The sequence below is a fragment of the Actinoallomurus sp. CA-142502 genome, from assembly GCF_050936355.1.
Classification (GTDB): domain Bacteria; phylum Actinomycetota; class Actinomycetes; order Streptosporangiales; family Streptosporangiaceae; genus Actinoallomurus; species Actinoallomurus iriomotensis.
This window is the reverse complement of sequence record NZ_JBNJMY010000001.1, coordinates 5592229-5611696: the sequence shown is the minus strand read 5'-3', so window position 1 is coordinate 5611696 and position 19468 is coordinate 5592229. Positions and strand designations below refer to the sequence as shown.

Annotated in this window: 22 protein-coding genes and 1 pseudogene; 13 read left to right on the top strand and 10 right to left on the bottom strand. The window is 72.2% G+C overall.

All coding sequences use genetic code 11. The features are described from left to right. The first annotated feature begins 7 nt into the window (after positions 1 to 7). Together ACQEV1_RS26730 and ACQEV1_RS26725 are read left to right on the top strand one after the other, a co-directional pair. Entirely contained in the window at positions 8 to 925 is a 918-nt protein-coding gene (locus ACQEV1_RS26730; RefSeq protein WP_433396861.1) for a proline iminopeptidase-family hydrolase, read from the top strand. After that, the gene (locus tag ACQEV1_RS26725; protein WP_433396859.1) at positions 922 to 2574 is read left to right on the top strand and encodes a gamma-glutamyltransferase; all 1653 of its coding nucleotides are present in this window, start codon (positions 922 to 924) and stop codon (positions 2572 to 2574) included. The genes ACQEV1_RS26730 and ACQEV1_RS26725 overlap by 4 nt, the downstream gene beginning before the upstream one ends. A gap of 8 nt (positions 2575 to 2582) precedes the next feature. Here ACQEV1_RS26725 and ACQEV1_RS26720 read toward each other — a convergent pair whose 3' ends face one another. Further along, positions 2583 to 3041, bottom strand: coding sequence for an NUDIX hydrolase (locus tag ACQEV1_RS26720; protein ID WP_433396857.1), 459 nt, complete (start codon positions 3039 to 3041; stop codon positions 2583 to 2585). A gap of 65 nt (positions 3042 to 3106) precedes the next feature. Further along, on the bottom strand, positions 3107 to 3646 hold the full coding sequence (locus ACQEV1_RS26715) for a MarR family winged helix-turn-helix transcriptional regulator (protein ID WP_433396855.1): 540 nt from the start codon (positions 3644 to 3646) through the stop codon (positions 3107 to 3109). Between the two features lie 83 nt (positions 3647 to 3729). On the opposite strand from ACQEV1_RS26715, the gene ACQEV1_RS26710 reads away from it, so the two are divergent. Further along, on the top strand, positions 3730 to 4590 hold the full coding sequence (locus ACQEV1_RS26710) for an oxidoreductase (RefSeq protein ID WP_433396853.1): 861 nt from the start codon (positions 3730 to 3732) through the stop codon (positions 4588 to 4590). Positions 4591 to 4665: 75 nt separating this feature from the next. Here ACQEV1_RS26710 and ACQEV1_RS26705 read toward each other — a convergent pair whose 3' ends face one another. After that, a complete protein-coding gene (locus ACQEV1_RS26705; RefSeq protein ID WP_433396852.1) occupies positions 4666 to 5439 on the bottom strand; it encodes an SDR family oxidoreductase in 774 nt (257 codons plus the stop codon). 70 nt (positions 5440 to 5509) lie between these two features. On the opposite strand from ACQEV1_RS26705, the gene ACQEV1_RS26700 reads away from it, so the two are divergent. Continuing rightward, a complete protein-coding gene (locus tag ACQEV1_RS26700; protein ID WP_433396850.1) occupies positions 5510 to 6379 on the top strand; it encodes a LysR family transcriptional regulator in 870 nt (289 codons plus the stop codon). A 13-nt stretch (positions 6380 to 6392) separates the two neighbouring features. Here ACQEV1_RS26700 and ACQEV1_RS26695 read toward each other — a convergent pair whose 3' ends face one another. Beyond that, the gene (locus ACQEV1_RS26695) at positions 6393 to 6659 is read right to left on the bottom strand and encodes an RBBP9/YdeN family alpha/beta hydrolase (RefSeq protein WP_433396848.1); all 267 of its coding nucleotides are present in this window, start codon (positions 6657 to 6659) and stop codon (positions 6393 to 6395) included. Between the two features lie 6 nt (positions 6660 to 6665). Beyond that, on the bottom strand, positions 6666 to 7268 hold the full coding sequence (locus ACQEV1_RS26690; RefSeq protein ID WP_285624289.1) for a TetR/AcrR family transcriptional regulator: 603 nt from the start codon (positions 7266 to 7268) through the stop codon (positions 6666 to 6668). A 117-nt stretch (positions 7269 to 7385) separates the two neighbouring features. Here ACQEV1_RS26690 and ACQEV1_RS26685 point away from each other — a divergent pair, with 117 nt between their 5' ends. Then, complete coding sequence (locus ACQEV1_RS26685; RefSeq protein WP_285624291.1) at positions 7386 to 8378, top strand: aldo/keto reductase; 993 nt, start codon at positions 7386 to 7388, stop codon at positions 8376 to 8378. Between the two features lie 33 nt (positions 8379 to 8411). Here the strand turns inward: ACQEV1_RS26685 and ACQEV1_RS26680 are convergent, their stop codons facing one another. Next, on the bottom strand, positions 8412 to 9053 hold the full coding sequence (locus ACQEV1_RS26680; RefSeq protein ID WP_433396845.1) for a class I SAM-dependent methyltransferase: 642 nt from the start codon (positions 9051 to 9053) through the stop codon (positions 8412 to 8414). A 38-nt stretch (positions 9054 to 9091) separates the two neighbouring features. Between ACQEV1_RS26680 and ACQEV1_RS26675 the strand changes: the two genes are divergently transcribed. Further along, positions 9092 to 9529 (top strand): MerR family transcriptional regulator, encoded by a 438-nt coding sequence (locus tag ACQEV1_RS26675; RefSeq protein WP_285624297.1) that lies wholly within the window; start codon positions 9092 to 9094, stop codon positions 9527 to 9529. A gap of 13 nt (positions 9530 to 9542) precedes the next feature. Here the strand turns inward: ACQEV1_RS26675 and ACQEV1_RS26670 are convergent, their stop codons facing one another. Then, on the bottom strand, positions 9543 to 10871 hold the full coding sequence (locus tag ACQEV1_RS26670) for a PLP-dependent aminotransferase family protein (protein ID WP_433396843.1): 1329 nt from the start codon (positions 10869 to 10871) through the stop codon (positions 9543 to 9545). A 103-nt stretch (positions 10872 to 10974) separates the two neighbouring features. Here ACQEV1_RS26670 and ACQEV1_RS26665 point away from each other — a divergent pair, with 103 nt between their 5' ends. Continuing rightward, a complete protein-coding gene (locus ACQEV1_RS26665) occupies positions 10975 to 11790 on the top strand; it encodes an alpha/beta fold hydrolase (protein ID WP_433396841.1) in 816 nt (271 codons plus the stop codon). On the opposite strand, the gene ACQEV1_RS26660 is transcribed toward ACQEV1_RS26665, so the two are convergent. Then, on the bottom strand, positions 11774 to 12205 hold the full coding sequence (locus ACQEV1_RS26660; RefSeq protein ID WP_433396840.1) for a MarR family winged helix-turn-helix transcriptional regulator: 432 nt from the start codon (positions 12203 to 12205) through the stop codon (positions 11774 to 11776). The genes ACQEV1_RS26665 and ACQEV1_RS26660 overlap by 17 nt on opposite strands. A gap of 105 nt (positions 12206 to 12310) precedes the next feature. Here ACQEV1_RS26660 and ACQEV1_RS26655 point away from each other — a divergent pair, with 105 nt between their 5' ends. From ACQEV1_RS26655 to ACQEV1_RS26640, 4 genes are all read left to right on the top strand, one after another. Next, complete coding sequence (locus ACQEV1_RS26655) at positions 12311 to 13192, top strand: MBL fold metallo-hydrolase (RefSeq protein WP_433396838.1); 882 nt, start codon at positions 12311 to 12313, stop codon at positions 13190 to 13192. A 69-nt stretch (positions 13193 to 13261) separates the two neighbouring features. After that, the gene (locus tag ACQEV1_RS26650) at positions 13262 to 13831 is read left to right on the top strand and encodes a TetR/AcrR family transcriptional regulator (RefSeq protein ID WP_285575679.1); all 570 of its coding nucleotides are present in this window, start codon (positions 13262 to 13264) and stop codon (positions 13829 to 13831) included. A gap of 43 nt (positions 13832 to 13874) precedes the next feature. Continuing rightward, positions 13875 to 15065: a GDSL-type esterase/lipase family protein gene (locus ACQEV1_RS26645; RefSeq protein WP_433396836.1), complete on the top strand. Its 1191-nt coding sequence runs from the start codon at positions 13875 to 13877 to the stop codon at positions 15063 to 15065. Between the two features lie 36 nt (positions 15066 to 15101). Beyond that, positions 15102 to 16100, top strand: coding sequence for a tyrosine-type recombinase/integrase (locus ACQEV1_RS26640; protein WP_285624312.1), 999 nt, complete (start codon positions 15102 to 15104; stop codon positions 16098 to 16100). A 66-nt stretch (positions 16101 to 16166) separates the two neighbouring features. On the opposite strand, the pseudogene ACQEV1_RS26635 reads toward ACQEV1_RS26640, so the two are convergent. After that, positions 16167 to 16836: pseudogene (locus ACQEV1_RS26635) on the bottom strand (zinc-binding dehydrogenase). Positions 16837 to 16952: 116 nt separating this feature from the next. Next, a complete protein-coding gene (locus tag ACQEV1_RS26630) occupies positions 16953 to 17414 on the bottom strand; it encodes a VOC family protein (RefSeq protein ID WP_285624315.1) in 462 nt (153 codons plus the stop codon). A 92-nt stretch (positions 17415 to 17506) separates the two neighbouring features. On the opposite strand from ACQEV1_RS26630, the gene ACQEV1_RS26625 reads away from it, so the two are divergent. Further along, positions 17507 to 18505 carry a helix-turn-helix transcriptional regulator gene (locus ACQEV1_RS26625; protein WP_285624318.1) on the top strand — a complete coding sequence of 333 codons (999 nt, stop codon included), beginning with the start codon at positions 17507 to 17509 and terminating at the stop codon, positions 18503 to 18505. Between the two features lie 2 nt (positions 18506 to 18507). Further along, positions 18508 to 19467, top strand: a complete 960-nt coding sequence (pip, locus tag ACQEV1_RS26620) for a prolyl aminopeptidase (protein WP_433396833.1) — start codon at positions 18508 to 18510, stop codon at positions 19465 to 19467. Position 19468: the final 1 nt, after the last annotated feature.

Sequence of the window (19468 nt, the reverse complement as noted above, 5' to 3'; positions counted from 1 at the left end):
GACGCCGGTGAACCTTTCCGAGAAGCCGACCGGCTTCGTCACGATGCCCCAGGGCGACGTGGCCTACTGGCGCGTCGGCACGCCCGGCCGCCCACCCGTCGTGTGCCTGCACGGCGGGCCCGGCATGCCGCACTCCTACCTCGAGCCGCTCGCCCGGCTGGGCACCGACCGTGAAGTGATCTTCTACGACCAGGCGGGCTGCGGCCGGTCCGAGCGGAGGCCACCGCGGTCATCATGGTCGATCCCGTACTTCATCGAGGAACTGCGGACGGTCGTGGCCGCCCTCGGCCTGGGGGAATTCCACCTCTTCGGCAACTCCTGGGGCGGATGGCTCGCCCTGGAGTACGTGCTGGGCGACCCGCCGGCGATGCCGGTCTCGCTGCTCCTCAACAGCTCTCCGCCGAGCATCGCGAACTGGCTCGACGGGGTACACGCACTGCGCGCCCGGCTTCCCGAGGACGTGGTCCGGACGCTGGATGAGCACGAACGGGCGGGCACGGTGGGCTCACGCGAGTACCGGGACGCCTTCGCCGTCTTCAACCGCCGTCACATGTGCCGCGTACGGCCATGGCCGGCGCCGCTCAAGACCGCGCTCGGCGGCTTCGGCGACGAGGTGTACGCGGCGCTGTGGGGGAGCGGCGAGTTCGGGCCGGTGACCGGGGCGTTGAAGGACTGGGACGTCACGCCACGGCTGCCGGAGGTGACCGTGCCCACCCTGGTGACCTGCGGACGGCACGACGAGGCGGTGCCGGAGCACATGGCCACGCTGGCGGACGGCGTCGACGGCGCCCGGTTCACCGTCTTCGAGCACAGCTCGCACATGGCGTTCCTCGAAGAGCCGGACGCCTTCCTCGCCGAGCTGTCGGCATTCCTCACCGGTGTCGAGACGCGGCGCCGGTCTCTCTCGACAAGGAGGGGACGATGAGCGAGCCCAAGGTCGGACGAGTAGGCCCCAAGTCGACGGCGGAGGGCCGGACCGCGGTGTGCTCCAGCGCCCATCCGCTCGTGACCGACGCGATGCTCGACATCCTGCGCGACGGCGGCAACGCCATCGACGCCGCCATCGTCGGCTGCCTGCTCAACGCGACGATCCAGCAGGACATGACCAGTCACGCCGGCACGGTGACGATGCTGTTCTGGCACGCCGAGCAGGGCCGGTGCTACGAGCTCAACAGCATGGGCACCATCGTGCCGGGGCTCGCGCCGTTCCGGCCGGTCGCCATCTCCTCCGGTCCGTACACCGCGATACCGGAGGGCCCCTGCGCGGTCATCCCCGGTTTCATGCCGGGTCTGAAGGCGATGCACGAGCGGTTCGCGTCACGGCCGTGGGACCGGCTCTGCGCGCCGTCGATCCACTGGGCCGAAGAGGGGCACGAGGTCGACTCCTTCGAGCACCTCGTCCTGGGCCAGAGCGCCGAGCTGTACATGAACACCGATTCCGGGCGACGCCACTTCACCCCGGACGGCTACCTGCCGCAGGTCGGCCACCGCTGGCCGAAGCCGGAGCTGGCCCGGACGCTGACGCGGCTGGCCGCCGAGGGGCCGGACCTGTTCACCGAGGGGGAGTGGGCGCGGCTGTTCGTCGAGCGCGCGAACGAGGTCGGCTGGCCGATCGAGATGCGGCACATGCGCCAGGACGAGCCTCGATGGGGAGACGGCCTTCGCTACCGGCACCGCGACGTCGAGATCATCCAGCAGGCGCCGCCGGAGCGCCAGGCCGTCATGTCGGCGATGGTCCTCGGCATCCTCCAGGAACTGGGCGTCGCCGAGCTCGGGCACTACGCCGAGTCGGGGCGGTCGCTGTACTACATGGCGCACGCCCTGCGCCGGGCCGCGTACGAGACCGGGTTCATCAACGACCCGGAGGTGTTCGAGGACCCGAGCAGCGTGCTGATGTCGCGGGAGTACCACCGCGCGCTCGCCGCCGTACTCCGGATGAGCCGTACCAAGGTGGACCTCACCGAGCATGTGCGGCTCACGTCGACGGCGGGTGCGCTGACCGAGGCGACCGGCAGGTCGAAACAGTCCGTCGGAAGCTGCGAGCTCAGCGTCGTCGACGCGCAGGGCAACTGGGTCCAGCTCGTCAACACCGTGCAGGGTGGAGGAGTGCCGGGCCAGGTCATCGGCGGAGTACCGATGATCGGCAGCACCATGACGAGCAGCCTCACCGCGATGCTCGGCGGCTGGCTGACCGGCGGCGGGCGCATCCGTTCGGTCATCGGCAACACGCTGGTCCTGCGTGAGGGCCGGCCGTGGCTCGCCCTCGGCACGCCCGGCATCCCGCACATCACGGTCCCGCAGGTCATGACGAGCATCCTCGAACACGGCCTGGACCCGTACGCCGCGGACGACGCGCCGCGCATGATGCCGCTCGCCGACGACTACTCGGTGACGGTCGAGAGCCGGCTGTCGCCCGAGGTCGTCGCCGAGGCCGCCCGCATGGGTGTCCTGGTCCGCCCGATGGCGCCGTACCAGTACCAGATGGGCAGCTTCCACATGACCTGGCGTGATGAGGCGGGCGCGCTGCACGCCTCCGCCGGCCCACGCCGTGCCGGACAGGCCGCCGGATTCTGACGGCCGGGTCACCGAGGGGCGCGGGTCAGGGTCGTCCAGCGTGGGTCGACGTGGCCCAGCCACAGGTCCTGGTCGTCTGCCAGCGGTCGTTTCAGCGGTAGCGGCAGGAAGCGGCAGGCGAACGTCAGTCCCACGTCGTCTCCGTCGCCGTACACGGTGTGGTTCCAGGCGTCGGCCGTGGCCGGAGGCGCCTGCAGCTGGAAGTAGGTGGTCCTGCGCGGACGGCGGGTGTCGGGATGGGGTCTGTCCTCCACGGTGACCCGCCGCACCACGGAGGCGGTGAGCAGACCGGTCTCCTCGGCGACCTCGCGCAGGACGGCGTGCTGTAGGTCCTCGCCGGAACGGACGCCGCCGGCGGGGACCTGGGTGCCGGCCTGGGGCATACCGACGTGGTCGAAGACCAGGAGCTCAGGGCCCGGCAGATGCCTGGTCACATAGGCGGCGACGCGGATTCTGGGCCGGTTCACCCACGCATTCTCCGCCGCCACGGCATCACGCTCGGCGGGCGCACGCGACGGCGGCGGCGAGTCGGTCATCGGATGCGGGGCTGGTCATGCTGGGACACCGGCCCGAGTTCGGCTTCGAGGCGGGAAAGGAGGCCGCCGAGCAGCGCGTTCAGCCGCGCCAGCCCGTCACGGTCGAGGGCGGCGTCGAACAGCCGCAGTTCCTCGGCGGTGCGCCGCGCCGTGGCCTCGGCCCAGTGCCGGCGGCCGCGTGCCGTCAACCGTACGGGGCGGCTGCGGCCGTCGGCGGCGGGCACCGGCTCGACGAGGCCGGCCCGCGTGAGGCGTTCGATCCGCACACTGATCGTTCCCGAGGTGAGGGCGAGCGCGTCGGCGAGCTGCTTCGGCGTGCGCTCATACGGCGGGCCCGAACGCTGCAGCACGGACAAGGCCTCCCAGTCGCCCAGCGTGATCTGCTGCTCGTCGGCGACGCGTTCCAGCAGCCGTTCGAACAACCGCGCGATCCGGCCGATCCGCTGCCGCGCGGCCTCCACATCGGGGTCGACCCCGGGAGGCATCTGATCCATCCACGTGGCGATGCCGGCGCCGACCGAGTCGATGGGTTCCACGGGTTTGGCACTTCCTTGAGTCTCAAAGTACTTTGTTTGAGTATCAAGGTAAATCTACAAGGCGCAGAGGATGTGCACCGAGCATGCCTGTCAACGGAGTCGACGAAGGCCCGCGCGTCTGGTTCATCACCGGCACCAGCACCGGACTCGGCCGCGCGATCGCGGATGCCGCCCTCGCACGCGGCGAACGTGTGGTCGCCACGGCGCGCGACCCGCGGGCGGTCAAGGACCTTGCCGACCGCGCTCCCGAGCACGTCTGCGCGTACGCCCTCGACGTCACCGACCCGGCCACGGTGACGGCCGCGGTCGCCGCCGGCATCGAGGAGTTCGGCCGGATCGACGTCCTGGTCAACAACGCCGGGCACGGTCTCGTGGGTGCGCTGGAGGAGCTGTCGGAGGAGGAGATCCACGCGGTGCTGGGCACCAACGTGCTCGGGGCCGCGACGGTGACCCGCGCCGTCCTGCCGCACATGCGGGCCCGTCGCAGCGGGCACATCGTGCAGATGTCCTCGGTCGGCGGCGTCGTCGGCAACCCCGGTCACGCGATCTACGCGACGTCCAAGTTCGCCCTGGAGGGCATGTCCGAGGCCCTGGCCGGCGAGGTCGGTCCCCTCGGCATCCGCGTCACGATCGTCGAGCCCGGCCCGTTCCGTACCGACTTCGCCGGTCGGTCGATGCGATTCGCCACCCAGATCGCCGACTACCGCGACACCCCGGCCGGCGCGATGCGCGAGCGCTTCTCCGACCAGGACGGAGCACAACCGAACGACCCCGCCAAGGCCTCGCAGGCGATCCTGCGGGCGGTCGACGACGACACCTCGCCGCTGCGCCTGCCGCTGGGCCCAGAGGCCGTCACCCGCATCCGCCACAAGCTCCAGCGCCAACTGGCCGACCTGGACTCCTGGGAGGCGATCTCCCTCGACACCCGCTACCCCGACGCCTGAGCCACCTGCGCGTACGGCGCGACCGGGCTGCCCGACCCGAACTCCCTGGGCGTCGTACCGAGGGTGGTCACCCCCTCACCACGGGATGACGTCGTCCAGGGAATCGGGCCCGCGGAAGGCGCCGGTGGGGCCGTCGGAGGGGATCGTCGCGAGCAGGGCCGGGACGACCGCGCCGTCCGCCGGGGTGCGGTCGCCGCGGGGGAAGGGCGCGGCGGCGTTCTGGTCGGTCGGCACCAGGCCCGGGCCCGCGGCGTTGACCTTGATGCCCTCCGCACGGAGGGCGTTGGCGTAGATCACGGTCAGGGCGTTGAGCGCGGCCTTCGACGAGCCGTACGCGAGAGATCCCCGCGTCGACAGCGGGTTCGCCGGGTCACTCAGGAACGTCAGCGACCCGAGCCCGCTGGACATGTTGACGATCCGCGGGTTGGGGGAGCGGCGGAGCAATGGCACGCAGGCCGACGTGACAGTGACGACCCCGAACACGTTGACCTCGTAAACCTCGCGGAGCCGCGCGGCCGTGACGTCGGCGGCCCGTACGCCCCACTCGGTCATGATCCCGGCGTTGTTGACCAGTACGTCCAGCCGTCCCGCCTCGGTCTCGATCTTCTCGACGGCCGCCTCGACGGATCCGGGGTCGGTCACGTCGAGCCGTACGAACCGGACGTCCGGCCCGCCCACGGGTTCCTCGGCCGCCGCCTCCCGCGTCAGTTCCTCGACGGCCGAGTGGCCGCGCTCCGGGCTACGGGCGCCGAGGTACACGGTGATGCCCTGCCGGGCGAGCCGGCGGACGATCTCCCGGCCGATGCCTTTGTTGCCGCCCGTGACAAGTGCTACTTCGCTCGCGTTCATGCGTCCCACCTCAGCCACCGAGGCGCCGGAAGGAAAGGACCGGTCGGGTGTGGCCCCATACCCTGGCGGTATGCCGGAGCCGGAAATCCGTGAACTGCGCTATTTCTGCGCCGTCGCAGAGGACCTGAACATCACCCGCGCGGCCGAACGGCTCGGCATCGCTCAGCCGCCGCTGTCCCGGGCCATACGTCAGCTGGAGCGTCGGCTCGGGGTCGCCCTGTTCGATCGCAGCGAGCGCCGGCTGGCGCTGACCCGGGCCGGCGAGGTGCTGGTCCAGGAGGCGGCCGTCGTCCTCGGCGCTCTGGATTCGGCCGTACGCCGGACGCGGCGGGCCGGCCTTCCCGACCGCAGGCTCGTCGTCACCGCCAAGCCGGGGGTGGCCACGGAGTTGCTGCACCGGGTCTGCGAGCGGTTCCGTGCGGAACCGGACGCGCCGCAGGTCCAGGTCGTGCTGAGCGGGTTCGGCGAGCAGGCCGCCATGGTCCGCGACGGGCGCGCGGACGTGGCGATCGCCGCCTGCTTCGACGGTCACGGCCTCGACACCGAGCTGCTGAGCACCGAGCGACGCGTCGCCGCGCTCCCCTCGGGACACGCACTGGCCCGGCGCGATGTTCTCAGTACCGCCGACCTGATCGCCGAGCCGGCGCCCCGGTGGAGTGTTCCGGCGGTCGTCGACCGCGACCACTGGCTGGGCCATCCGGATCGGCCGGCCGACGGCCCGGTCGTACGGGACAGCGCGCAGTTGCTGGAGGTCGTCGCCCTGGGCCAGGCCGTGGCCCTGGTGCCCGCCTCGCTGGCCGCGAGGAACGTCCGGCCCGACGTGACCTACCGGCCGGTGCCGGACGCGGCGCCGTACCGGACCCTGGCCCTGTGGCGGACGGGCGGCCGCTCACCGTGGATCGCCAAGTTCGTCCAGACGGCCCTGAACGGCTCGCACTGAGGTCCCGGGCGGATCAGCGAGCGCCCGCCGTGAAGGCGGTGAGCAGGGCGCGACCGAAGTCCGATCGGCCCAGGCCACTGGCCGAGTTGATGTGGCCCGCACGGCTCACGCCGATGCGGTCGAGTCCCCAGGCGTCGGCCAGGCGCCGCGCGGCATCGACGGTGCAGTACGGGTCGTCGTCGCTGGAGACGACCAGCCCGGGCACGCCGAGGGGCGTCGTGTCCAGGCCGGTGAACGTGCCGGCCTCGGCGGGGAAGGCGGGTCCCGCACTGTCAGCCACGCGGTGTCACAGGCGGTCGGGGTGCGGGGTGCCCGCGCCGCGGAGCAGGGTGTCCACCACGAGCGTCGCGAGGGCGTCGGCGTCGTTCTCGTCCCGGTTCTGTGCGGCCTCGTGGATGAGGGCGTAGTAGACCCGGCGCGTCCACGCGATGTCGACGTCCGCGCGCAGAACGCCGGCGTCCCTGGCCCGGCGGAACAACCGTTCGCACGTGTCCCGTACCTCGCCGTGGACGCGCGCCACCTCCGGGTCGGCCGAGGTGGCCTGGCTCATCGCGAATCCCCAGCCGACCTTGACGCCGAGAACGTTCGCGGTCGTCTGGTAGAGGGCGACCAGCGGCGGAGCCGTGTCCGGGTGGGCGGCCTCGACCGCGGCGGCGAACCGCTGGGTGGCCCACACCGCCAGGGCGTCGACGAGCGCCTCGCGGGTGGCGAAGCGCCGGTGCACGGTGGTACGCGCGACGCCGGCGGCTTCGGCGATCTGCTCCATCGTTGCCGCGGGATCGTCGCTGAGGGTGCGTTCGGCCGCCTCCAGGATCGCCGTCATCGTCCGCTCGGCGTCCGCGCGCAGCGGCCGGGCCCCGGCGGGTGTCGACCGCCGCTGTGTCTTCATGGAGAGAGCATACGGCAGCGTCACAGTTCTTAGGCAACTTGCGTCATTAATGTTGCAACTTGTAGCGTCATCGCGTCCTTGATGATGCGCCTAGGGCGCTTTCGGAAGGTGGAACCCATGGAGTACACCCGCCTCGGCCGCAGCGGCCTTTCGGTGTCCCGGCTCGTCCTCGGCACCATGAACTTCGGGTCGCGAACGTCCGAAGAGGACAGCCACGCGATCATGGACCGAGCGCACGAGCACGGCATCAACTTCTTCGACACGGCCAACGTGTACGGCGAGCCGCAGGGTGAAGGCGCCACCGAGCAGATCCTCGGCCGGTGGTTCGCCCACGGCGGCGGCCGGCGTGACAGGACCGTCCTCGCCACCAAGGTCTACCTTCCGATGGGCGACCGGCCGGGCGACAGCGGGCTGTCCGCGCTGCACATCCGGCGCGCGTGCGAGGCGTCGCTCGAACGCTTGCAGACCGACCACATCGACCTGTACCAGATGCACCACATCGACCGGAGTACGCCGTGGGATGAGATCTGGGAGGCGTTCAGCGTTCTGCGCCAGCAGGGAAAGGTGCTCTACTTCGGCTCCTCCAACTTCGCCGGCTGGCACATCGCGCAGGCCCAGGAGGCCGCGCGGTCCCGGCACTTCCTTGGGCTGGTCAGCGAACAGTCGATCTACAACCTGATGTCGCGCTGGGTCGAACTGGAGGTCCTGCCCGCGGCGCGGGCGTACGGGCTGGGCGTGATCCCGTACTCGCCGCTGCACGGCGGTGTGCTCAGCGGTGTCCTGCGCAAGCAGCGTGAGGGGGTCGCCGCCCGCAGCGGCTCGGGCCTGTGGGCCGCCGCGTTCGCCGAGCGACGGGAGTCCGTCGAGGCGTACGAGAAGCTGTGCGCCGAGATCGGCGAGGATCCGGCCCACGTCGGACTGGCATGGCTGCTCGCGCAGGACGGAGTGACCGGGCCGATCGTCGGGCCGCGGACGGTCGAGCAGCTCGACGGCTCGCTGCGCGCGCTGCGGATCACGCTCGACGACGGCACGCTCGCCAAGCTGGACGAGCTCTTCCCGCCGCCCGCGCCCAACGGAGCCAAGCCCGCGCCTGAGGCGTACGCCTGGTGACCGCTGGTCGGTGTGCTGTCGGCGGTCAGGAGGTCAGGTCGGGTTGGTGGCGAGCACGCAGGCGACGGGCGGGTCCAGGTCGAGGGTCTTGACCTGCGGGTCGGCGAAGCCGGCCCGGGTGAGCAGGTCCTGGAGCTCCTGGGCGGCTCGGGCCGTGGTGTCTCGGGTGGCGCCGGGGCAGCGGGGCTGGCTGACGAGCGCGATGCGTCCTGCCGGGCGGAGCAGGCGGCGCAGTTCGTGCAGCCGCTCCACCGCATCGGGCCAGAACCCCACGGTGTTGACGGCGAGGACGGCGTCGAGCGGTTCGTCGAAGCTCGGCAGCCGCTCGACTGAGGCGTGCGTGAGGTGCACCCGACGGGCACGGACGGCGGCGGCATTGCGGCGGGAGGCCTGCCGGACCATGGCCTGGGAGTGGTCGATGCCGTAGACGTGGCCCCGGGTGGCGCAGCCGGCGAGTTCGGCGATGGCGACGCCGGGACCGAAGCCGATCTCGAGCACCCGGTCGGTCGGCTGTACGTCCAGCACCGACACCGCCCAGATGTTGCGCTGCCGGTTGGAGGGGCGGTGTGCGAACATCCTGCCGATCGCCCACCCGACGACGCCCTGGGGCTGATGGGCCTGTCGCACCAGATATCTGATCGCGCGTCGCTTGAGAGAGGTATCTGCCGTCTGCATGATCACCAGCCAACGACTTCAAGTACGCTTGAAGTCAAATGGGCGAGCAGCTGACGATCGGTGAATTGGCGAGCCGTACGGGTGTCGCCACCTCTGCTCTGCGCTACTGGGAGGAGCTCGGCCTGCTCCCGGCGCCGGCCCGGGTCTCGGGCCAGCGGCGTTACCCGCCCTCGGCGGTCGGGCTGGTCGGGATCGTGTTGTTGCTGCGGGACGTCGGTTTCACGTTGCGGGAGGTCAAGGCCTTCCTCGCGGCTCGTACGCCGGCCGGCGACGGCTGGCGGGAGCTGTACCAGCGCAAGCTCACCGAGCTGGACCAACGGATCGCCCAGGCGCAGGTGGCACGTACCGCCATCGCCCATGGCCTGGCCTGCCCGCACGACGACATCCTCGAGTGCTCCAACTTCACCGGCGGGGTCGCGGCGTTCCTGGCGGGATCCTCTCTCGAAGAGGCGCACGAGCAGGTTCACTCGCACTGACCCCCCGCGGCGTCTACTCGATCTCGGTGTCCTCGGGAGCACTTCTGGCGAGTGCGGCGAGCGTGGCCAGCGCCCGGGCGAGCGTGTCGGGCGGTGGTGCCGACAGGGCGAGACGAACGGCGTTGGGCGCGTGGGCCGCGACCACGGTGAAGGCCGCGCCGGGGGTGACCGCGATGCCGCGCCGGGCGGCGGCCGCGACGAACGTGTCGGCCCGCCACGGGGCGGGCAGCCGCCACCAGCAGTGGAACGACTGCGGATCGGCCTCGACGGCGAACTCCGCGAGGTGCTCACGTACGAGCCGCTGGCGTGCCGCCGCGTCGCGGCGCTTGATCTCCTGAAGGGCGGCGACCGTGCCGTCGGTGAGCCATCGCGTCGCGGCCTCGACCGCGAATCGCGGAGCGGTCCAGCCGCCCGAGCGCAGCGCCGAGGCGACCCGGTCGCCGACCGCCTCCGGTGCCACCGCGAAGCCGACGGTCAGCCCCGGGGCCACGCGTTTGGACAGGCTGTCGGCGACGATGACCTGGTCCGGCGCGAACGCGGCCAGCGGCGGCGGGCCGTCGCGCAGGAACGCGTAGATGCCGTCCTCGACCGCGTGGATCCCCAGATCCCGCAGGGCGGCGGCGACTTCGGAGCGCCGCCGTTCGGGCATGGTCACGCCGAGCGGATTGTGCAGTGTCGGCTGGAGGTAGACGGCGCGCAGCGGCCCGGCCGATCGGATGGCCTCCGGGAGCACCCCGAACTCGTCCATGGCGAGCGGGACCAGCGTGAGGCCGAGGCGGGCGGCGATGCCCTTGACCAGGGGATAGGTCAACTCTTCGACGCCGACCCGTTCACCGGCCGGGACGAGGGCCGTGAGCGCGGCGGCGATCGCCTGCCGGCCGTTGCCCGCCAGCAGCAGCCGCCCCGGATCGGGACTCCAGCCCGGACGGGACAGCATCGCGGCCGCGGCCTCCCGTACCGCCCGGGTGCCCGCCGCGCCCATGGGGGTGAGCGCGTCCGCCAGCACGTCCGGACGCAGCATTCCGCCCAGGCTCCGCGCGAGGAGCGCGGGCTGCTCCGGGGGTAGGGAGAAGTTCAGCTCCAGGTCCACCCGTGCGCGGGCCGGCTCGGCGAGCGCGGGTTCGCTCGACGGCGCGGCGGCGCGGATGAACGTGCCGCGCCCGACCTCGCCGACCGCGAGGCCGCGGCGGACCAGCTCGCCGTACACCCGCGCCGCGGTGGACCCGGCGATGCCGTGCCTGCGGGCGAACTGCCGCTGCGGCGGCAGCCGGTCTCCGGGCCTGAGCCGGCCGGCGGCGATCTCCGCCGCGAGCGCATCCGCGATCCGCCGATAGTCGTCCAATCCCGCCCTCGCTCCGACATTGCTCCGAGAGCAATTTTGCCATTGCACCGAGATATTGCTCTCAATAGCATCGAGTCGTCAAGCCGAGCAGGAGGGGCACACGGTGGGCACTTTCACCAACGGGCAGATCGCCATCGCCTATGACGACCACAACCCCGAGGGCGCCGAGCCGCCGCTCGTGCTCGTTCACGGCCACCCCTTCGACCGCTCGATGTGGGCGCCCCAGGTCCGGCACGTCGCGCGGGACGGGCGCCGGGTGATCGTCCCTGATCTGCGGGGCTACGGCCGGAGCGGTGTCGTCCCGGGCAAGACGCCGCTGCGGACCTTCGCCCAGGACATCGCCGGCCTGCTCGACCACCTCGGCGTCGCGGAGATCGTCCTCGGCGGCCTGTCCATGGGCGGCCAGATCGTCATGGAGTTCCACCGCCTGTTCCCGGACCGGCTGCGCGGACTCGTGCTCGCCGACACCACGCCGCAGGCGGAGACCGACGAGGGCAGACGGGTCCGCGACGCCATGGCCGACCGGCTGCTCCGGGAGGGCATGGGCGGCTATGCGGACGAGGTGCTGGCCAAGATGGTGGCGCCCGCCAACATCCGGCGGTTTCCCGCCGTGGCCGAGCACGTCCTGGCCATGATGCGGGCGACGTCCCCGGACGGCGCGGCCGCCGCGCTACGCGGCCGGGCCGAGCGCCCCGACTATGTGGCGTCGCTGTCGCGCGTCCGCGTGCCCACGCTCATCGTCGTCGGCGGCGATGACGAGTTCACGCCGATCGGCGACGCACGGCTCATGCACCGGATCATCCGCGGCTCCACGCTCGCCGTCATCGAAGGCGCCGCGCACATGCCCAACCTGGAAAGGCCGGCCGAGTTCAACGAGGCGCTGGGCAAGTTCCTCGCCTCGATCACCGGGATGGGATGAGGGCGCGGGCGAGGAGGCGCTGCAGTACGTCCTGCTCCTCCGAGGACAGGGGCGCCAGGGGAGAGTCCTGGGACAGCAGGCCGAGGAGGCGTTCGCGGAGTTCGGCGCCCTCGGGCGTCAGGATGAGCTGTTTCGCGCGGCGGTTGCCGGGGTGCGGGTGGCGTTCGAGGTAGCCCTGCTCTTCGAGGCGGTCGGCGACGAAGGTCGCGTTGGAGGGCTCGCAGCTCATCCGGTCGGCGAGTTCGCGCAGGGTCATGGGGCGGGTCAGCTCCCGCAGCGCGACGCCCTGCGAGGCGGTCAGCCCGAGGGTGGCCGCGCGGACGCGAAGGTGGGCTTCGATCTGTTTGGCCAGGCCGTTGACCAGCCCGCACAGCTGGCGATCGGCCTCGGTTCGGGTCTCGGGCTCCGCGGTCACGGCGTAAGTCTACTGCAACTCGAATGATTGCAATTAGAACGATTAGAGTTGTAACGTTCCGGTCGTGCCGCCGCCCGGCGGCAGCCCCGAGCGTGAGGCAGGACCATGGCCACGGCCATTTTCGATCCCGCGCGGTTGAGCCGCGCACCGCACCGTCGTTCGCTCCGCCTGGGCGACCTGACGATCAGCTACGTTCCCGACGGGCTCGTCCGGCTCAAGCCGCGCGGCTGGCTGCCCGCCGCCGACTGGGCCGCCTACCCGGACCACCTCGACGCCGACGGCTTCCTCGTCGCCGGCATCGGCGGGCTGCTGGTCGAGCGAGGCGACCGGGCGCTGCTGATCGACACCGGGTTCGGGCCGGAGTCCCACGACGACGACCCGGCCGACCCGCTGCTGGGCAGGGTGTACGGCGGCGAACTGCCCGACGGCCTGCGACGGCTGGGCCGCGAGCCGCGCCGGATCGAGGCCGTCGCCATCACCCACCTGCACACCGACCATCTGGGCTGGACCTGGAGCGCCGAGCCCGGCGCCGGCGCCCCTCCCTTCGCGCACGCCACCCACTTCGTCGCGGCGCCCGAGTGGCACCGGCGCGAGCTGGCCGCCGAGGGCGGGGCGACCGGGGAACGCCTGGCCGCCTTCGCGCCGCGCGTCCACGCGGTCGAGGACGGCGAGGAGATCTTCCCCGGTGTACGGGCCTCGTTCGCGGCCGGGCACACCGTCGGCCACACCACCTACACCATCACCGGTGGCGGCCGGCGGCTCCTCGCCTTCGGCGACGCACTGCACTCGCCGGTCCAGGTCGCCCACCCCGAATGGTCGTGCGGGATAGACCACGACCCCGCGGAGTCGGCCGAGCACCGCCGCCGCCTGGTCGAGGAGCTGAGCCGCCCCGACACCATCGGCTACGGCGGCCACTTCGCCGACGTGGTCTTCGGGCGCGCCGAGCGCCGCCCCGACGGCCGGTTCACCTGGATTCCCGTCGCCTGAAACATTCAGGCATTTGCCTAAAAGCCTTAGGCATGCGCATAATGCCTGTCGGCAGACGGGAGGTTCGTTATGGTTCGAGCGGGGCTGAGCGCGGAACGCCTGACGCGTGCGGGGGCGGAGCTGGCCGACGAGGTCGGCTTCGACCAGGTGACCGTCTCGGCGCTCGCCCGGCGGTTCGACGTCAAGGTCGCGAGCCTGTACTCGCACCTGAAGAACTCCCACGACCTCAAGACCCGCATCGCCCTGTTCGCCCTGGAGGAGCTCGCCGACCGGGTCTCCGCCGCGCTGGCCGGGCGGGCCGGCAAGGACGCCCTCGCCGCCTTCGCGGACGCCTACCGCGACTACGCACGGGAGCACCCCGGCCGCTACACCGCCGCCCGGTTCAGGCTCGACCCCGAGACGGCGGCCTCCAGCGCGGGTGTCAGGCACGCGCAGATGACGCGGGCGATCCTGCGCGGCTACGACCTGGGCGAACCGGACCAGACGCACGCGGTCCGGATGCTGGGCAGCGTCTTCCACGGCTACGTCAGCCTGGAGGCGAGCGGAGGCTTCAGCCACACCGCCGTCGACCCGCAGGAGTCCTGGTCCTGGATCGTGGACTCCCTCGACGCCCTGCTGCGGAACCGGACCACCCCCTGACCTGCCGTACGGCACCGAACACTCGATCAGCAAGGCCAAGACGATGAACACCGAACACCCCTGGGTCACCACACCCATCCGCGAAGACCTCCTGCGCGGCGCCCTCGACGTGGAGCACACGGCGTACGGGCTGCTGCCGCACCGGCTGCCCGCCCGGGCCCGCCGCCAGATCCCCGACGAACAGCTGGCCATGGCCGAGGCGCAACCCTCCGGCGTACGGCTGGCGTTCCGTACCCGGGCCACCACCGTCGAACTGGACACGCTGCCCACCAAGCGGGCCTACCGCGGGCTCCCGGCCCCGGCGGACGGCGTGTACGACCTGCTGGTCGACGGGCGGCTCGCCGCCCAGGCCACGGTCGGCGGCGGCCGGGTCCGCATGATCGACATGGCCACCCAGTCGGCCGAGCTGCACGAGGGGTCTCCCGGCACCGCCCGCTTCACCGATCTGCCCGCGCGCGACAAGGACGTCGAGATCTGGCTTCCGCACACGGAGATCACCGAGCTGATCGCCCTGCGCACCGACGCCCCGGTCGATCCCGCACCGGACCGCGGGCGCCGGGTGTGGCTGCACCACGGCAGTTCCATCAGCCACGGCTCGAACGCGGCCAACCCCACCGCCACCTGGCCGGCCCTGGCCGCCGCGCAGGGCGGAGTGGAACTGGTCAACCTGGGGTTCTCCGGCAGCGCGCTGCTCGACCCGTTCACCGCCCGCGCGATGCGGGACACCCCCGCGGACCTGATCAGCGTCAAGATCGGCATCAACGTCGTCAACGCCGACGCGATGCGCCTGCGCGCCTTCGTCCCCGCGGTCCACGGTTTCCTCGACACCATCCGTGAGGGACATCCGGCCACGCCGCTGCTGGTCGTCTCCGCCATCCTGTGCCCGGTCCAGGAGGACACGCCCGGCCCTCTCGCGCCCGACTTCGACGGCGGGACGGTGCGGTTCAAGGCCACGGGCGACCCGGCCGAACGCGCCGCCGGACGGCTGACGCTCAACGTCATCCGCGACGCGCTCGCACAGATCGTCGAACAGCGCGCGGCCGACGACCCGGACCTGCACTACCTCGACGGCCGGGACCTTTACGGCGAGGCGGACCACGCCGAGCTGCCGCTGCCCGACGCGGTCCACCCCGACCCCGCCGGACACCGCCGCATCGGCGAGAACTTCGCCCGGCTCGCGTTCGGCGCCGGCGGCCCCTTCGCCGCCCCGGAGACGAGCTCGGCCATGCGGTAGTTTCCTGTCGCGCGAGCGGGAGAGAGGTGGTCGGTGATGTCGGAGAGCGTCGAACTCCTGTCGTCCTCTTCGCCGCCGGAGCTGCGCGGCACCGCGCCGGCGCGGACGCCCCACGAGCTGGCGAGCCTGCTACGGGCGTCCGGGATGGCCGAGGCCGGGCTGCGCGCGACCGCCATGTGGCTGGTCTCGGGCCGGCGCGAGTCGCCGCACACCCGTACCGCCTACATCCGGGACGTGAGCTGGTGGGTGCGGTGGTGCGCGGAGCAGGGCGGGACGCCCGCCGAGGCGTCGACCTCGATGGCGGACCTGTACATGGCGGCGCTGAAGGCGTCGGGGCTGGCGCGGGCCACCATCGGCCGGCGGGTGGCGGCCGTGTCCTCCTGGTACACCTATCTGATCCGCGAGCGGTGCGCGGCCCTCAACCCCTTCGAGGGCGCCGAGCGGCCACGGCTGAACACCGCCGACTCCGGCACCCGAGGGCTGTCCCGCGAGCAGATCACCTCGATCCTGAGCCATTCGGCCGCGCACGAGTCCGCCCGCACCTACGCGCTGCTGTGGCTGATGTTCGCCACGGCGGGCCGGATCAGTTCGGTGCTGGACGCGCGGATCGAGGACCTCAGCCAGGACCGTCACCATCAGGTTCTGGACCTCCAGGTCAAGGGCGGGCGGACCAAGAGGTTCGCCATCCCCCCGGCGGCGCTGGCGGCGATCCACGACTACCTCGCCGAACGCGGCCACCCGGACAACGGGCTGATCTTCGTGTCGCGGAACGACCGCCGGCTGGTGCAGTCCTACGTGTGGAAGCTGGTCAACCGGGTGGCCCGCGCCGCCGGGGTCTCGTACGGCATCTCGCCGCACTCGTTCCGGCATTCGGCCATCACCATCGCGCTCAGCGACGGCCGGCCCCTGCACGTCGTCCAGGACTTCGCCGGCCACGCCGACCCCCGTACGACGCGCCGCTACGACCGGGCCCGCGAATCCCTCGACCGCTCACCCGCGTACGGCCTCGCCACGTCCGTCGCTCCGGAGATGTAGCCGCGAGGCCGCGTCAGTCCGGTCAGGACCAGTGCCGCATCGGGCAACGTTCGCCCTGATGCGGCGCTAGAGGGTGAGTACGATCTTTCCCCGGGCGTGGCCGGTCTCGCTCAACCGGTGTGCCGCGGCCGCGTTCTCGATGGTGAAGGCGGCCGCGACCGGCACGGTGAAGCGGCCCTGCTCGGCGAGAGCGGCGGCCACGGCAAGTCCTTCGACCGCCTGCGGGTCCGCTCCCGGGCCCGCCGAGCGTGTTCGGTGGACTCCGTACTCCGCGGCGTTCATGTCGGCGATGGTCACCACTCGGTCCGGGCTTCCGGTGAGGTCCACCAGATCGGGCAGCGAGCCGGATCCGGCGCAGTCCAGGACGACGTCGACTCCGTCTGGTGCCAAGCGCGTCCGGCTTCAGCGCCCAGGCCGCCAAGACGGCGTACTCGGCGTTCGCGCCGCCGAGTACCGCGACGTCGACGATGCCGAAGACCTCGTCGCCCGGCCGGATACCGGTTACCCCTGTGCCGACCTCGCCGACCACACCCGCGGCATCCATGCCGAGCACGTGGGGCAGGCGGAGCGGTGCCATTTCGCGGAACCGGCGCGCACGGAGGTGGCAGTCGGCGGGCGTGAGGCCCGATGCCCGCACGCCCACCCGGATGTGGCCTGGTCCCGCGTGTGGTTCCGGTACGTCGGCGACTTCCAGCACGCTCGCGGGACCGTACTCGGAGAATGTCAGCGCTCTCATGGCGTCGGACACGACGTCGCGGCACAGGCACGGCACGGCCTCGATCGATCGCCCGGGATGGCGTGAGGCGATGCCGTGGGTTCCGAAGCCCTGTTAGAGCACGGTCCGCACAGGCCCTAGTCCAGGCAGAACTCGTTGCCCTCGGGGTCGGTCATCACGATGAAGCCGGCGCTCATCGGGGGAGCGGGCTCGTGGCGCCGTACCCGCGTCGCCCCCAGCGCGACGAGCCGGTCGCACTCGGCCTCCAGTGCCGCCATCCGCTCCTGTCCCCGCAGGCCGGGGGCCGCGCGGACGTCGAGGTGGACGCGGTTCTTGGCGGTCTTGTCCTCGGGCACCTGCTGGAAGAACAGCCGCGGGCCGTGCCCGGCGGGGTCCTCGATGGCCGATCTCGTGTCGCGCTGCTCCGGTGGCACGCCGGCCCGCGCGAGGAAGTCCTCCCACGCGGCCAGCGGGTCGGCGCCCGCGGGCAGGTCGACTCCGGGTGGGCCCGGGTGGACGTAACCCAGTACCTCGCGCCAGAAGGACGACAGCGCCCGTGGGTCGTGGGCGTCGAAGGTGATCTGAATGTGGCGGCTCACTCGGGCTCCTCGTCTCATGACGGATGTCAGTTGGAGCCACCCTGGCACCTCTGGCGGACGGTATCGGTCCGCTATCTGGCAGGGTGTACGCGATGGACGGTGCGGAGCGGGGCACGACGGAACGGGTGTTCGCCCTGCTCGGGCTGTTGCAGCAGCGCCGGTCCTGGACCGGCCCCGAGCTCGCCGGCCGGCTCGGGGTCACCACGCGCACGGTACGGCGTGACGTCGAGCGGCTGCGCGCGCTCGGCTATCGCGTCCACGCCGGGCAGGGCGTCGGCGGCGGCTACCGGCTCGGCCCGGGCCAGGACCTGCCGCCGCTGCTCCTCGACGACGAGGAGGCGATCGCCACCGTGGTCTCGCTGCTCGCCGGCGCGGGTGGCGCGGCCGCGGGCGACGCCGCGCTCCGGGCGCTGACCAAGCTCGACCAGGTGCTGCCCGTCCGGTTGCGGCACGAGGTGCGCGCGCTCTCCGGCTCGGTGGAGTCCTTCGGCGCGGGCCGCGCGCCGGTGGACCCCGAGGTGCTCATGACCCTGGCGAGGGCCTGCCGCGACGAGGTCGAGGCCGGCTTCGGCTACCCGTCCGGGAACGAGGTGCGACGGCGGCGGGTCGAGCCGTACCGCCTGGTCGCCTCCGACCGGCGCTGGTACCTGTTCGCCTACGACCTCGACCGTGACGGCTGGCGCACCTTCCGCGTCGACCGGATGACCGAGGTGTCCGCGCGGACCTGGCGCTTCCGCCCGCGCGCGGCGCCCGACGCGGCGGCGTACGTGCAGGAGGGCGTGGCAAGCCGGGTCTACCCGCACCGGGCGCGCTTTCTCGTGTACGCGCCGGCCGGCACGGTGCGCGCGCAGATCCCGGCGTCGGCGGCCGTCGTACGAGAGCGGGAGGGCGAGCGGTGCGAGGTCGTCAGCGGCGCCGGCAGCCTGGACTCCGTGCTCATGCACGTGCTCCTGCTGGGGCACGCCTTCACGGTGCTCGACCCGCCGGAGCTACGGGCACGCTGTCGCGTGCTGGCGGAGCGGCTGCGGTCGGCCGGTGCGGCGCCGGTGCCGGACCTGGAGAGGCCAACAGCCGCGGGAGAGGACGTGTGACGATGAGCGAGCCGTATCCGCCGATCGAGCCGTACGACCAGGGGATGCTCGAGGTGGGGGACGGCAACCTCGTGTACTGGGAGGCCTGCGGGAACCCTGCGGGCAAACCCGCGCTCGTCGTGCACGGCGGACCCGGATCGGGCCGCGGCACCTGGACGCGCACCTACTTCGACCCGGAGCGCTACCGCGTCATCCTGTTCGACCAGCGTGGCTGCGGCCGCAGCACCCCGCACGCCGCAGATCCCGCGACCGACATGCGGCACAACACCACCGGGCATCTCCTCACCGACATGGAGCGGCTCCGGCGGCACCTGGGCGTCGACCGGTGGCTGCTGTACGGCGGCTCGTGGGGTTCCACGCTCATCCTCGCCTACGCCGAACGGCATCCCGAACGTGTGTCGGAGATCGTCATCTCCAGTGTCACCACCACCCGGCGCTCGGAGATCGACTGGCTGTACCGCGGGGTCGGCCGGTTCTTTCCCGAGCAGTGGGAACGCTTCCTCGCCGGCGCCCCGGGCACGCCCCGCGACGGGGACGTCGTCGCGGCGTACGCGCGGCTGATGGAACACCCCGACGCCGCCGTACGCGAGCGGGCGACGGCCGACTGGTGCGCCTGGGAGGACACGGTGCTGTCCGGCGAGACGAAGGGCGCCTCCCGCCCCTACGGCGACCGGCCCGCCTCGGCCCGGGTGGCGCTGGTGCGCATCTGCTCGCACTACTTCTCCCATGGGGCGTGGCTGGAGGAGGGCGCCCTGCTGCGCGACGCGCACCGGCTGGCCGGGATCCCGGGTGTCCTGGTCCACGGCCGGCTCGACCTGGGCGGACCACTCGACACGGCCTGGGAGCTGGCCCGCGCCTGGCCCGACGCCGAGCGGGTCGTCGTGGAGGACGCGGGCCATCTGGGCGGCGCCACGACACGCGGTCACGTCCTGGCGGCCCTCGATCGGTTCGCCGCCCCGTGAG

Coding starts and splice junctions, on each gene's coding strand:
- ACQEV1_RS26725 (WP_433396859.1), top strand. CDS start 922: ATGAGCGAGCCCAAGGTCGGACGAGTAGGCCCCAAGTCGACGGCGGAG.
- ACQEV1_RS26650 (WP_285575679.1), top strand. CDS start 13,262: ATGGTTCGAGCGGGGCTGAGCGCGGAACGCCTGACGCGTGCGGGGGCG.
- ACQEV1_RS26700 (WP_433396850.1), top strand. CDS start 5,510: ATGCCGGAGCCGGAAATCCGTGAACTGCGCTATTTCTGCGCCGTCGCA.
- ACQEV1_RS26655 (WP_433396838.1), top strand. CDS start 12,311: ATGGCCACGGCCATTTTCGATCCCGCGCGGTTGAGCCGCGCACCGCAC.
- ACQEV1_RS26640 (WP_285624312.1), top strand. CDS start 15,102: ATGTCGGAGAGCGTCGAACTCCTGTCGTCCTCTTCGCCGCCGGAGCTG.
- ACQEV1_RS26625 (WP_285624318.1), top strand. CDS start 17,507: ATGGACGGTGCGGAGCGGGGCACGACGGAACGGGTGTTCGCCCTGCTC.
- ACQEV1_RS26645 (WP_433396836.1), top strand. CDS start 13,875: ATGAACACCGAACACCCCTGGGTCACCACACCCATCCGCGAAGACCTC.
- ACQEV1_RS26685 (WP_285624291.1), top strand. CDS start 7,386: ATGGAGTACACCCGCCTCGGCCGCAGCGGCCTTTCGGTGTCCCGGCTC.
- ACQEV1_RS26680 (WP_433396845.1), bottom strand. CDS start 9,053: ATGCAGACGGCAGATACCTCTCTCAAGCGACGCGCGATCAGATATCTG.
- ACQEV1_RS26690 (WP_285624289.1), bottom strand. CDS start 7,268: ATGAAGACACAGCGGCGGTCGACACCCGCCGGGGCCCGGCCGCTGCGC.
- ACQEV1_RS26710 (WP_433396853.1), top strand. CDS start 3,730: ATGCCTGTCAACGGAGTCGACGAAGGCCCGCGCGTCTGGTTCATCACC.
- ACQEV1_RS26675 (WP_285624297.1), top strand. CDS start 9,092: ATGGGCGAGCAGCTGACGATCGGTGAATTGGCGAGCCGTACGGGTGTC.
- pip (WP_433396833.1), top strand. CDS start 18,508: ATGAGCGAGCCGTATCCGCCGATCGAGCCGTACGACCAGGGGATGCTC.
- ACQEV1_RS26705 (WP_433396852.1), bottom strand. CDS start 5,439: ATGAACGCGAGCGAAGTAGCACTTGTCACGGGCGGCAACAAAGGCATC.